Here is a 12,376-nt window from a genome sequence, read left to right as displayed (position 1 = left end):
CGTGGAGCCATGACGAACAACCCCACGATGGAATACCGCCCCTCCCAACTCGGACACCCAGAAGCCCAGTTCGAGATGCGGTTCACCTCCACCCCGCGCGGCGCCCGCCTCGCCCGCCGCCTCTGCGGGGAGCGACTGAATGCCTGGGGCATTCCGTACGGCACCGACGAGCACGACACCCTCACCCTGCTCGTGGCCGAACTCGCCGCGAACGCAGCGCTCCACGGTCGCGTTCCCGGCCGGGACTTCCGACTCCGGCTTGCCGCCCACGCCAACGCCGTACGGATCGAAGTCACCGACACACGAGGCGATCAACTGCCGGAACCTGCAAGCGGCGCCACGGGTCTGCTCGCAACCCGCGGACGTGGTCTTCTCCTCGTCGCCGCCCTCGCCACCCGCTGGGGCTGGCATCCGCGCACGTGCGGAGGCCCCGGCAAGACCGTCTGGGCAGAGTACGACCGGCCACGAACCGGGACGGTCGAGGCCGCTTTTCAGCCGTAAGGACCGCGCCCCGCTCGCCCTCCTGGACGGAAGATCGTCCCAGAGGTGAAACTTGTCCCCGACCAGGTCGAGTCGGCTGCCACCGCCATCGGGCAAGCGAGCCGAAGCGGCAAGTAGTACGCCACGGGGGCAAGCAAGGTGTCACAGCAGAGGATCGGCGACCGCTACGAACTCGTGGAGGAGCTCAGCCACGGCGGCATGGGGGACGTGTGGCGCGGCTATGACGCCGTGCTCGACCGGCCCGTCGCCGTGAAGCTGGTCCGGCAGCAGTCCGTCACCTCGCCGGAACTCGCCGAGGAGTTCGCCAAACGGTTCCGGCGCGAGGCCCGCATCACCGCCCGCATTCAGCACTCCGGTGTGCCGCAGGTGTACGACGCGGTGCTCGACGACTCCCTGGAGCGGCTGTTCCTCGTCATGGAACTGGTCGACGGCGTGCCGCTGTCCGCCTACCTCCGGAACGGTCGACCGTTGCCCGTGGCCTGGGCGGCAGCAGTGGTCGCCCAGGTGGCCACGGTGCTGTCGTACGCCCACGATGTGCCTGCCATCCACCGCGACCTGAAGCCGGGGAACATCCTGGTGGCGCGGGACGGGACGGTGAAGGTTCTCGACTTCGGCATCGCAGCGATCCTCCGTACGGATGTCACGAAACTGACGGCCACCGGGACGCCCATCGGCACCTACCAGTACATGGCGCCCGAGCAGGTCCGCGGCGGCCGGATCACCCCGCAGACCGATCTGTACGCCCTCGGCTGCGTGCTGCACGAACTCCTCAGCGGGCGGCTCCTGTTCACTGCCGACAGCGAGTACGCGATTATGTTCCAGCACGTCAATGCCGCGCCCCAGCCGCTGCGCGAGCTGCGGGCGGACGTGCCGCCCCCGTTGGAGGAGCTCGTCCTTCACCTGCTGCGCAAAGCACCGGAGGCGCGGCCCGCCGATGTTCAGGAGGTATACGAGCGGCTGCGCCCGTATCTGCCGCCGCCGGGATCAGAGCCCGCACCGAACGAAGCCGGGCCGGATGGTGTGCCCGATCCGACCGGGCTGTTCCGCAATCCGTACGCGCCCCGGTCTCGCGCGCGGGCGGAGCAGCGGCCCCCTGCCGGGGAAGGCCAACCGGCTGCGCAGCCCGTCCCCGCTCCGGTACCCGGCGCGCTTCGCGAGGAGATCAAGGAGGCTTACGCGCACGCGGACGCCCTCCTCGACGAGGAGAGGTTCGCGCAGGCAGCCGAGGTGCTCGGCGGCGTCGTCGAGCGGGCAGCACGCGCCCTCGGCCCTGAGAGTCGACAGGTCCTGGAACTGCGTACCCATCGCGCCGCTATCCAACTGCTCGGCGGGGACTACCGGTCGGCGCTGCCCGAGTTCGACTCGCTGGCCGATGCCTATGGGCGGACTGCCGGCCCCGGCAGCGAACAGGCCCGCGCCTGCCGAGCTCAGGCTGCGCGCTGCCGTGCGGAGCTGGGTCAGGTCACCGAGGCGCTCGCGGCCCTCGAAGACCTCTTGGCCCTGGTCCGGTCCGTGGACGGCGATGTCAGCGAGGAAGCCGTCGAACTCCGCCGCGACATCGGGATGTTGCTGCTCGCGCAGGGCCGGACGATCGAATCCCGGCACATCCTGGAACCCCTGTACGACGACCTCTGCGTCGTCTTCGGACCGGACGACGAACTGACCGTGGAGATCGCGGAGGCGCTCGCCCTGATCCGCCTCGGCCTTGATGCCTCCTCTCCGTAGGGCCAGAACGACCCGGCATCGCTCGTGAAACGATCGGCCGTGGGGCGGGCCGTTCATGCGTACGTCACCGCTGACGGCCCAGGAAGGAAGCAATGCCATGACCACCACGCGCGCCGCAGGCGGAACTCAGGACGTGACCTTGCAGGTCCGCCAAGTCAAGCAGTCGCAGACCCGCGAGACACTCTTTTCAGGCCTCAACCCAGTGCCTACCTGCTGTGGAATGCAGTCCGAATCCTGCGGGAGGTGCGCCGCACCCTGCATGTTCTGCGTCCAAGCTATGAAGGCCGAGGTGCAGCACTGACCGAGCACGGCTTGTACCTGCTCACACATCTGGTGTTCCGGAGCCTCGACACCGAGCCGATCGATGAGCCGGACCCGAAGCAGGAGTGGGCGGCCGCGGCGGTGGCGGAGGTGCCTCAGCTGGTCAGGGCCTTGTTGCCAGAGGTCGTTGCAGCGATCGATGAGCTCTTCACCGATCGCTCGCGAATCCAGGCCGTGTGCGCGGATGTTGTCCGTTGCCGAGCGCTGGTCGACTACGTGCTCTCGCCGACCGCGGACCGCTCTGGCGAGAAGTTGGAGCAGGACAAGTATCGCCGCAGGCCGATGCAGCGAAAAACGCGCCGTCCCAATGCCGTCCATGTCCTCGTCGACAAAGGAGTGCTGGAGGAGGGCGCTCCGCTCACTCTCACCATGGCCTATCCGCTCGAAGCCGAAGCGCTCCGTGACTGGCTCTCAGAGAATCAGAAGCGTTCACTCGCCACTTGGGTCAACCATCGCAGCAAGCCGATCCTCTGGGCTGCGGACGGCAAGCAGTATTCCCCCTCCGGTTTGATCACCCACATGTGGGAGCTCGCCGAGTGGGAGCGGCGACCGGTTGCCAATCAAGGCACCGCTCGATGGGTGACCGCAGCTGGTGAAACTCTCGCTGACCTTGCTTGGCGGGTTCTGGGCGAACTCGAAGAGAGTGTGGAGGACGACGTTTCGACCGGGCCCTCGAGCGGCTGACCATCGTGAGGGGGCGCAGCCGCTGCGCCACCTGTTCCGCGCGAAGGCCTCGGGCTGGCGCCGATGCGCAGGGCGGCGGGATGGTTTTCGGGGCGGGGCATGGCGGCTCCTGGTTCTGCTGCGATGACTCGACGCGTGAGCAACTCACCTTCAGCGCAAGGCGCTTGACGGTACGGCGGAGTCGCCCCGCCCGGGCCGCACGAACGCCGAGGCGGCTGGGTCCCTACCCCCCGACGGATCCCCCGCCCCCGGCGCGTCCAGCGGCGTGAGCCCCGTCGCTCACACCCGTCCGTACACCGACAGGTCCCGCAGATGGGCCGTGGCGCCGCCGAAGGCCCACGGCGTCCATGTCGATGCACGCCCACGCTCGCCGTCGTCAGCGCTGTCTGGGCCTGCTGTGGTGGCGCGTCGGTCGTGACGGGCCGTACGGGCACGAGCGGGGGCGGCGCGCGGTGGGCTGTCCGTCAGCCACGCCTGGCGGCCCGTGTATCTGCGCGCCCAGCTCGACCTGCTGGCGGGCGGCGTCGCCACCGCGATCAGCGTCATCTCGGCCTTCGGGCTCGTGCTCCTGCTGGCCGTCACGCTGCTGATGGACGGGCTCAAGTCCAGTGGTGTGAAGAGCCGTTGGTCATGGGCGCGGCGCAGGGCATCGCCGTGTGCGTGGCCGGGTGCGGGATGGCCGCGTTCCCGTTCGTGGAGGCGGCGGCGTCGCGGCTCGTGCTGGTCGCGCTCGCCTTCGCCGGTGGCGGGGTGGCGATCCCGCTGCACTGCATGACCGCCGCCGAGGTCGTACCCGCAGCACAGCGCGGCGCGGTCTTCGGTGTCGTCGCGGCCGCAGGTACGCTACCCGGCCTCGTCGCGCCGTTCCTGACGTGCCATCTGATCGACGCGGGCACCACGGCCGAGGCGGGCTGCCGGACGGCCTTCCTCGTCGCGTCCGTCGTGATGATCCTCTGCGGCCTGATCGCCCTGGCCCGTATCCGGCCGGAGCCGGACGCGGGTCCGCCTCGGCGTCGGCGACCTGGCGAAGCAGGCGGCACGCTGAAATCCCGTACGGCCGGTGGTGCCCGACTCGCCCTGGAATACTGGCAGTTGACCACGGGCGGACGGAACGGTCGGCCCGGGCGCGGCAGAGGGGCGTGAGCATCGGTGACCGTAGCGGCGGCGGAGACGGGCGACGGCGTGGGTGTGCGGGGTGGCGGGCGGCACGCCGTCGTCGTCGGCGGGAGTCTGGCGGGGCTGCTCGCGGCGCGGGTGCTCGTCGAGCACGCCGAGCGCGTGACCGTCGTCGAGCGGGACCGCTTCGCCGCCGAGGCCGGACCACGGCCAGGGGTCCCGCAGGGCCGGCACACGCACGTCCTGCTCGACGGCGGCCAGCGCGCCCTGGACGCGGTGCTGCCCGGTTTCATGGACGAGCTGCGGGCCGCGGGCTCACCGCGCGTCGGCATGCCGGACGACGTGGTGCAGTTCCAGCGTGGCCGCTGGTTCCGGCGCACCCCGGCGTCGACCTATCTGCACACCGGTACGCGACCCCAGCTCGAACACCTCCTACGGCAGCGGGTGTTGGCGCATCCGGCGATCGAGGTGGTCGAGGGCGCCGAGGCCGTCGGGCTCCTGGGGGACGCCGCGCGCGTGCGCGGGGTGGTGCTGCGGGAGCGCGGGGACGGGGCGCGGGACGAGCGGCCGCTCGCCGCCGATCTGGTCGTGGACGCCTCCGGGCGCGGCACGAGGGCCGCGCGGTGGCTCGCCCGGATCGGGGCCGACGCCCCGCCCGAGGAGACCATCGAGACCGGCCTCGCCTACGCCTCCCGCGTCTACCGCGACCGCGGCGGCCGGCTCGGCGGGCAGGCCCTCGGCTTCAACATCGTCGCCGACCCCACCCAGACGTACGGCTGTGTCGTCCTGCCCCTGGAGGACGGCACCTGCATCGTCACGTTCTCCGGCCTGCGCGGCGACGAACCGCCCACGGGCGACGAGGAGTTCGCCGCCTTCGCGAAGCGGCTTCCGCACCCGGTCGTGCACCAGTGGCTGCGCGCCGCCGAACCGCTCACCCCCGCGTACGGCTTCCGGCAGACCGCGAACGTCCGGCGCCGCTACGACCTGCCGGGCCGCCGCCCCGCCGGATTCCTCGCCACGGGCGACGCGCTGTGCACGTTCAACCCGATCTACGGCCAGGGCATGGCCGTCGCCGCGCGCAACGCCGTCGCCCTGCGCGACGCGCTCGCCGACAGCCGCCGCACCCCGACCACGCGCCGTGTCCAGGCCGCGATCCTCGCCTCGTCCGGACAGGCCTGGGACATCTCGGCGGGATCCGACAAGAAGATGCCGGGCGCCACCGGCAACGCGGTGGGCTCCAGCGCTCTCGAACGGCCCGTCGCCTGGTATCTGGGGCGCGTCCTGGAGCGGTACGCCAGCGACCCGGTCGTCGGCGACGCCTTCCGCTCCGTGCTGACCCTCACCGCCCCGCTCACCTCGCTCTTCGCTCCGCGAGTGGCCGGGCGAGTGCTGTTCGGAGCGGTCGGGGCCGCGCTAGTGGAACCGCCGAGGGAACGGGAGGGCGCGGCACCCGTGTCGCAGTTGGGCCGAACGGGTGAGTTGGCGTAAGAATTGGCCGGTACAGACGACGAGTGCGAGCCCGGACGGGGTGTGGGGCAGTGAACAGCTACCGGCGCGACGCCACTGATGAACAGTGGGAGGGGCTCGCCCAGGTCGTGCCGCTGCGCAGCGGCGACGAGTGGCCGTCCTGGCCGGGCCACCGGGCCATGGCGGAGGCCGGGTACGACAGCCGGCGCCAGTTCGTCGTGCACCGGGTGAACGTCTTCGCGGACGCCCGTGAGGTGGCCGAGACCCTGATGGCCGAGATCCCGGTGCTGCTCGACCTGTCCGGCGCGGAGAGCGAAGTCGCCAAGCGCGTACTGGACTTCAGCAGCGGCGTCGTCATGGGCCTCGGCAGCGGCATGCACCGGGTCGACCGGAACGTCTTCCTGCTCACTCCGCCCGGCACCGAGGTCCAGGGCCTCGTGGAGGACGGGGCGACGGCGCCCCGCGGCTGATGTCGGACCCGGGTGGTACACCTGGGGCGTGACCGACCTGGACGTGAAGCAATTGCAGCGCCGCCTCGCGGAGTTCGCCTCGGCGCGCGACTGGCAGCAGTACCACACCCCGAAGAACCTGGTCTCGGCGCTCAGCGTGGAGGCGGCCGAACTGGTCGAGATCTTCCAGTGGTTGACGCCCGAGCAGTCCGCCTCGGTGATGGACGACCCCGAGTCGGCCCACCGGGTGACCGACGAGGTCGCCGACGTACTGGCGTATCTGCTGCAGCTCTGCGAGGTGCTCGGGATCGACGCGTTGGCCGCTCTGGCTGGGAAGATCGAGCGCAACGAGCAGCGCTTTCCGGTGGGTTCGGCCGAACCGAAGATCCCTCGTCGTCACTCTGCGGAGTGATCGACAGGGTCCGATTCGAGTTTCTGTCCAGAGATTTCCGTATTCCCCTGGTCTTTTGGTCTGATTACCTTCACTCTGGGTAGTGGAGTGGAAGAGTGCGACTGAGACTGACCGGCCGAACTGCCCCGAGCGGTTCGGCAGTTGGGCGGTCGCACCACGGCGAACGGGGACGGCAGATGGACGCGGTGGAACTCATCAGGGAGTGCAGAGGCGCTCTCGCGCGCGGACACGACGCGGCGTCCGTGCTGACGGAGGCCTGGCAGGCCGAGGCCCTCGCCCAGGCGACGGGCAGCCGCCTCGCGGTGGGCGGCCCGCCCGCGCTGCGCGGCGAGGCCCTGGCCCTGAGCGAAGTGAGCGGCCGCGGCTGCGGAGTCCTCGCCGCCGCCCACCCCGGCACGGCGGCGATCCGCGCGGCCCTCCTCACCGAGATCCGCGACCCGAGGGCTACCCTCGTCGGCCTCGGCGGACTCCTCGGCGAGGTGGGCATCGCGCTGGTCGGCGTCTCCTGCTCGGCCGAGGGCGAAGTCCACTACTGGACCTGCGTGGAGGCCATCGACGCCGCGGACGAGTCCCGCGACCGCGTCCTGGAGATGCTGCGTCGCTTGGCGCTCAGCGAGGAACGCGGCGAGGGGGCCTGGGCGCCTCCCTAGGCCCCCGGACCGGCCCCCGGACCCCCTGATGCGTCGTTCGGCTGCGGCGCCGTCGTGGCTGGTCGCGCCCCGCGGCGGAGCCGCCAATGTCACAGTCCCGCGCCCCTAAAAGATGCGCAGTTCCCCGCGCCCCTATCAATCAGCCCCTCCGGCGTTTGAGATGGGGGTCCCCCCTGCTCGAGCGAAGCCGAGAGCTTGGGGGAGGGGGTCCGGGGGCTGGCCCCCGAAGCGCAGCAGGCTTTCGGGAAGGGGCGGGGAGGGGAAAACTCAGTCCACCTCCGCCTCCACCGGCTTGGGAATCAGGAACGACGTCGCGAACGCCGCCGCGAGGAGCGCGACACCGGCGATCATGCCCGCCGTATAGCCCGCCGCCGAGGTCGGATCGTCCGGCTTGGCCGCCGTCTGGACCGCGTACAGGACGGCGAAGCTGAGGCCCGCGCCCAGGTTGAACGCGCCCGCGTTCAGGCCCGGCAGGAAGCCCGGGTTCTCGCGCGGGGAGAGCACGATGCCGAGGCCGTTGAGGACGATGTTGCCGATGCCCGCGTACGTGACGCCGATGAGGACCGACGAGGCGAGCAGCAGCGCCCGCGAGTCGCCCTGCAGCGTGACGATCATCAGGCCCACCATCGCGGCGGCGCCGACCAGGCCGATGCGCAGGATCCGCCCGTAGCCGAAGGACGCCGCGAGACGCCCGGCGATCGGGCCCATGGCGAGGCCCGCGAGGGCGTACGGAGTGAGCGTCCACCAGGCCGAGGCCTCGGCGGTCATGCCGAATCCGGCCTCGGCGTCCTGCGCGAAGGCGGGGATCAGGCCGTTCATCACCGCGAACACACCGGTCATGGTGAGCACGGTCGTGAGCAGCAGCGCCCACGTGGAGCGGCGGCGCAGATGCCGGGTGGCGACCAGCGGGTGCGGGCTGCGGTTCTCCGTACGCCAGAACAGCGCGAAGGCGAGCGCGGAGAGCACGAAGAGACCGGCGACGAGGACCCAGTCGGCGGCCGCCAGCTTGCCCGCCTCGTTGAGCGCGATCAGGGCCGCGCCGACCGACACGACGAGCAGCGCCACTCCGGGCCAGTCCATCCGCGGCACGTCGACGTCGGCGCGCGAGGCCACCGACTCCGGGGTGAGCGTGGCGACGAGGAGCGCGGCGAGGGCGGCGACGACGGCCATCACCCAGAACACCGACTGGAAGCCGAAGTGGTCGGCGAGCCAGCCGCCCGCGATCGAGTCGACGCCCGCGATCCCGCCGTTGACGGCCGTGATGACGCCGAGCAGCAGCCCGTACCGCTTCGGGTCGTGGACCTCGTTTCGCAGCATGATCAGGCAGAGCGGCACGGTCGGCCCGGAGATGCCCTGGACGACCCGGCCGGTGAACAGCGTCGGCACATTCGTCGCGAGGGCCGCGATCACACAGCCGACGACCATCAGGGCCATCATCCCGGTGAGCACCTTGCGGCGGCCGACGAGGTCGCCGAGGCGCGGCAGGAACAGCGAGAACAGCGCGGCCGAGGTGAAGAACGCCGTCTGCGTCAGGCCGACTTCGGCGGACGTCGCGCCGAGCGATTCCTCCACGTTCTTCAGGGCGGGGCTGAGCATGCTCGCGTTCAGCTGGAACGCGAAGCAGGCCGCGAGCAGCGCGGTGACGAGGACGACGATCCGGGTGCCGCGCCCGCCGCCCGTACCCGCCGCAGCGGTTGCCGAGGAGGCGGCGCTCATACGGTCACCTCGCCGATCCGCTCCAGGGCGTCCACGACCAGGTTCCAGAACCGCTGGTGGTCGAGGTCCACGGCGACCTGCGTACGGCAGTCGGCGGGCGCCGGGGCGCGGAAGTCCGCCACGGTCATGCCCAGCGTGAGGGTGCCGGTCAGCTCGATGTCCACGGGCGCCTTGCGGACCGTCATCACCCGCGGGTCGATGACGTACGCGACCGCGCACGGGTCGTGCACCGGCGGGTGCGCGAAGCCCTGCGCCTCCAGGTACATGGCGCCGAAGAAGTCCAGGAGTTCGTTCACGAACTTCGCGGGCCCCGTGCCGACCTTCGCGATCCGCTCGACCACCTCGGGGGTGGCCAGGGCCTGGTGGGTGAGGTCGAGGCCGACCATCGTGACGGGCCAGCGCTCGTTGAAGACGATGTGCGCCGCCTCCGGGTCGATCTTGATGTTGAACTCGGCGACCGGGCTCCAGTTGCCCTGGTGGTAGCCGCCGCCCATCAGGACGACCTCGCGGACCCGCTCGGCGATGCGCGGCTCCTTGCGTACGGCGAGGGCGATGTTGGTGAGTCCGGCGGTCGGTACGAGGGTGATCTCGCCGGGCTCGTGGCTCATCACGGTGTCGATGATGAGGTCGACGGCGTGCCGCTCGTCGAGCTCCAGGGCGGGCTCCGGCATGACGGGGCCGTCGATGCCGGACTCGCCGTGGATGTCCGGCGCCGTCTCGACCTCGCGCACCAGCGGACGGGGGCAGCCGGCGGCGAAGGGGACGCCGGTGATGTTCGCGATGCGGGCCACCGAGAGGGCGTTGCGGGTGACCTTCTCCAGGGTCTGGTTGCCGACGACGGTGGTGACGGCGACGAGCTCGACGTCCGGGTTGCCGTGCGCGAGCAGCATGGCGATGGCGTCGTCGTGCCCGGGGTCGCAGTCGAGAATGATCTTTCGGGGCATCGCGGAACCTCTTTGTCCAGCTGAACCGCCGCTCGCGGGCGACGGTGGGAAAACGTTCTCCCGAGAGGATGAGCAGGCGCCCGAATTATGTCAATGGCAGCCTGGGGAGGCCCGTCGAGATGATCAGCTAACGGGCACGTCAGAGGAGCCGAAGAGGCAGTGGTCGTTGGGGGCGGCTGCTGATAACGTTTTCCGAAACTCTGGCGGAGCGAGGCGGGCCGGAGGGGGCTCGGTCGGCCGATCGGCGGGCCGGGACGCAGGGGTGAAGCGGATGAAGAGGCAGGAGCCGGGCGTGACCGATGCAACGCTGCGCGACGTGGCCCGTGCCTCGGGCTGCTCCGTCGCAACCGTCTCCCGCGTCCTGGCCGGCACCCGCCCCGTCGGCGCCGAGACCGCCGCGCGCGTCCGCGCCGCCGCCGCGCAGCTCGGCTACCGCCCCAACCACGCCGCCCGCGCGCTCCGCAGCCGCGCCACCGGCACCGTCGGCCTGGTCCTGCCGCAGATCACCAACCCCTTCTACCCCACCCTCGTCCGCGCGTTGACGCACGCCCTGCACGCCGACGGCCGCGCCGTCCTCCTCGCCGACTGCGACGACGACCCCGAGGCCGAGGCCGAGCACATCGCCGACCTGCTCGCCCGCCGCGTCGACGCCCTCCTCGTCATCCCGGCCCACGAGCGGCGCAGCCGCGAGGCGGTGGCCGCGGCGGCGGCGCGCGTCCCGCTCGTCCTGATGGACCGCGGCTGCGGTACGGGCGTCGCGGACTCGGTCGCCGTCGACAACGCCACGGGCATGGCCCTCGTCCTCGACCACCTCGCCGCGGTCGGCCGCCGCCGCGTCTGCTTCATCGGCGCCGCCGGCACGGCCTCCGCGGCCGCCGAGCGACGCCTCGCGTACGAGTCCGGGGCCGCCGCCCTCGACCCGGGCGCGCCGGACCGGGTGCTCCTCGGCGACTTCTCCGCGGAGTGGGGCCGGGCGGCGGTCGACGAGCTGTGGGAGAGCGGGCCGCGGGACGGCGAGCCCGGGCCCGAGGGCGAACCCGGCCGATGCGCGCCGAGCGGGGGCGGGCTCCCCGACGCGCTGGTGTGCGCCAACGACCTGATCGCCATCGGCGCCCTGCAGCGGCTCCAGCAGCGCGGCGTGGACGTGCCGGGACAGGTCGCGGTCACCGGCTTCGACGACATCCCGATGGCCACCCTGTCCGCGCCCGGCATCACCACGGTCCGCCAGCCGGTGTCCGAACTCGCCGCGGAGGCCGCCCGGTTGCTCCGCCGCCCCCCGCAGGACGGCACCCGCCCGCACCGCACGATACGGCTCGCGCCGGACCTCGTCGTACGGGAATCCAGCGCGGCGCGGCGGCAGAGTGGGCACAGTGCCAGGAACGAGCAGGACATGACCGCACAGCAGGACGTGACCGCACAGCAGGACATGACCGCACAGCAGGACTTGACCGCAAAGGTGGAGGAAGCGCAGTGATCGCCGTCGTCGGAAGTCTCAACCTGGATCTCATCGTCCCGGTGCCGCACCACCCCGTCCCCGGGGAGACCGTCCTCGGCGGCGACATCGTGCAGCACCCCGGCGGCAAGGGCGCCAACCAGGCCGTGGCCGCGGCCCGCCTCGGCGGCGACGTCGCGTTCGTCGGGCGCGTGGGCGACGACGACGCGGCCGACGTCCTTGTGGGCGCGGCCCGCGCGCAGGGTGTGGACACCACCCACATCCTGCGGACGGAGAGTGTGCCCACCGGCCGTGCGCTCATCGCCGTGAACCCGGACGGCGAGAACTCCATCATCGTGAGCCCCGGCGCCAACTCCCGCCTGACGGCCGCCGATTGCGAGAAGGCCGCGAGCCCGCTCGCCGCCGCCAAGGTCACCGTCCTCCAGCAGGAGGTGCCGGACGCGGCCAACCACGCCGCGGCGCGCCTCGCGGGCGGCCTCGTCCTCTACAACCCGGCCCCCGCGGTCGAGGGCGCCGTACCGCCCTCGAAGGTGGACCTGCTCGTACCGAACCGCACCGAACTCGCCGCGCTCACCGACACCCCGGAGGCCCGGACCGTCGACGAGATCATCGCCGCGGCAAGGAAGTTGACCGGCGCGGGCGCGGTGGTCGTCACCCTCGGCGGCGACGGCGTGCTGCTCCTCGAAGGTACGTCGAGCCTGCACATCCCCGCGTTCCGCGTGACCCCGACCGACACGACCGGAGCGGGCGATTCCTTCTGCGGCGCCCTGGCCGTCGCGCTCGCGGAGGACCGTACGTTGGAGCAGGCGGCGCGCTGGGCGTGCGCGGCGGCGGCGATCAGCACGACCCGCACCGGGGCACAGCCGTCCGCGCCGTCACGCGACGAGGTGGAGGAGTTCCTCACGGCCCGGAGCTGAGGCGCGGGCGGACGGACCCAG

Annotated in this window: 13 protein-coding genes; 10 read left to right on the top strand and 3 right to left on the bottom strand. The window is 71.8% G+C overall.

Annotated elements, in window-relative coordinates; all coding sequences use genetic code 11:
* The first annotated feature begins 9 nt into the window (after nt 1-9).
* From QIT00_RS08955 to QIT00_RS08945, 3 genes are all read left to right on the top strand, one after another.
* Entirely contained in the window at nt 10-501 is a 492-nt protein-coding gene (locus tag QIT00_RS08955) for an ATP-binding protein (protein WP_282534606.1), read from the top strand.
* Between the two features lie 138 nt (nt 502-639).
* Complete coding sequence (locus tag QIT00_RS08950; protein WP_282534605.1) at nt 640-2,226, top strand: serine/threonine-protein kinase; 1,587 nt, start codon at nt 640-642, stop codon at nt 2,224-2,226.
* Nucleotides 2,227-2,469: 243 nt separating this feature from the next.
* Nucleotides 2,470-3,231 carry a hypothetical protein gene (locus tag QIT00_RS08945; RefSeq protein ID WP_282534604.1) on the top strand — a complete coding sequence of 254 codons (762 nt, stop codon included), beginning with the start codon at nt 2,470-2,472 and terminating at the stop codon, nt 3,229-3,231.
* 279 nt (nt 3,232-3,510) lie between these two features.
* On the opposite strand, the gene QIT00_RS08940 is transcribed toward QIT00_RS08945, so the two are convergent.
* Entirely contained in the window at nt 3,511-3,813 is a 303-nt protein-coding gene (locus tag QIT00_RS08940; RefSeq protein ID WP_282534603.1) for a hypothetical protein, read from the bottom strand.
* Nucleotides 3,814-3,861: 48 nt separating this feature from the next.
* On the opposite strand from QIT00_RS08940, the gene QIT00_RS08935 reads away from it, so the two are divergent.
* The 5 genes from QIT00_RS08935 (at nt 3,862) to QIT00_RS08915 (ending at nt 7,325) form a co-directional block, all read left to right on the top strand.
* The gene (locus QIT00_RS08935) at nt 3,862-4,374 is read left to right on the top strand and encodes an MFS transporter (protein ID WP_282534602.1); all 513 of its coding nucleotides are present in this window, start codon (nt 3,862-3,864) and stop codon (nt 4,372-4,374) included.
* Between the two features lie 39 nt (nt 4,375-4,413).
* Nucleotides 4,414-5,835 (top strand): FAD-dependent oxidoreductase, encoded by a 1,422-nt coding sequence (locus QIT00_RS08930; protein WP_408909746.1) that lies wholly within the window; start codon nt 4,414-4,416, stop codon nt 5,833-5,835.
* 50 nt (nt 5,836-5,885) lie between these two features.
* Entirely contained in the window at nt 5,886-6,284 is a 399-nt protein-coding gene (locus tag QIT00_RS08925) for a cell division protein SepF (RefSeq protein WP_282534601.1), read from the top strand.
* A gap of 28 nt (nt 6,285-6,312) precedes the next feature.
* Complete coding sequence (locus QIT00_RS08920; protein WP_282534600.1) at nt 6,313-6,675, top strand: nucleotide pyrophosphohydrolase; 363 nt, start codon at nt 6,313-6,315, stop codon at nt 6,673-6,675.
* Nucleotides 6,676-6,851: 176 nt separating this feature from the next.
* Complete coding sequence (locus QIT00_RS08915; protein WP_282534599.1) at nt 6,852-7,325, top strand: DUF6099 family protein; 474 nt, start codon at nt 6,852-6,854, stop codon at nt 7,323-7,325.
* Nucleotides 7,326-7,592: 267 nt separating this feature from the next.
* On the opposite strand, the gene uriT is transcribed toward QIT00_RS08915, so the two are convergent.
* Nucleotides 7,593-9,041 carry a uridine transporter UriT gene (uriT, locus tag QIT00_RS08910; protein ID WP_282534598.1) on the bottom strand — a complete coding sequence of 483 codons (1,449 nt, stop codon included), beginning with the start codon at nt 9,039-9,041 and terminating at the stop codon, nt 7,593-7,595.
* Nucleotides 9,038-9,985, bottom strand: a complete 948-nt coding sequence (gene uriH, locus QIT00_RS08905) for a uridine-preferring nucleoside hydrolase UriH (protein ID WP_282534597.1) — start codon at nt 9,983-9,985, stop codon at nt 9,038-9,040. Before uriH ends, uriT begins: the two co-directional genes overlap by 4 nt.
* Nucleotides 9,986-10,277: 292 nt before the next feature.
* Here uriH and QIT00_RS08900 point away from each other — a divergent pair, with 292 nt between their 5' ends.
* Both QIT00_RS08900 and rbsK read left to right on the top strand, forming a co-directional pair.
* Nucleotides 10,278-11,459 (top strand): LacI family DNA-binding transcriptional regulator, encoded by a 1,182-nt coding sequence (locus QIT00_RS08900; RefSeq protein WP_282534596.1) that lies wholly within the window; start codon nt 10,278-10,280, stop codon nt 11,457-11,459.
* Nucleotides 11,456-12,355 (top strand): ribokinase, encoded by a 900-nt coding sequence (gene rbsK / locus QIT00_RS08895; protein WP_282534595.1) that lies wholly within the window; start codon nt 11,456-11,458, stop codon nt 12,353-12,355. The genes QIT00_RS08900 and rbsK overlap by 4 nt, the downstream gene beginning before the upstream one ends.
* Nucleotides 12,356-12,376 lie beyond the last annotated feature (21 nt).

The sequence above is a fragment of the Streptomyces luteolus genome (assembly GCF_029968015.1).
Classification (GTDB): Bacteria; Actinomycetota; Actinomycetes; order Streptomycetales; family Streptomycetaceae; genus Streptomyces; species Streptomyces luteolus.
Note: the sequence above shows the minus strand (reverse complement) of the source record. Positions and strands in the feature narration are given on the sequence as shown.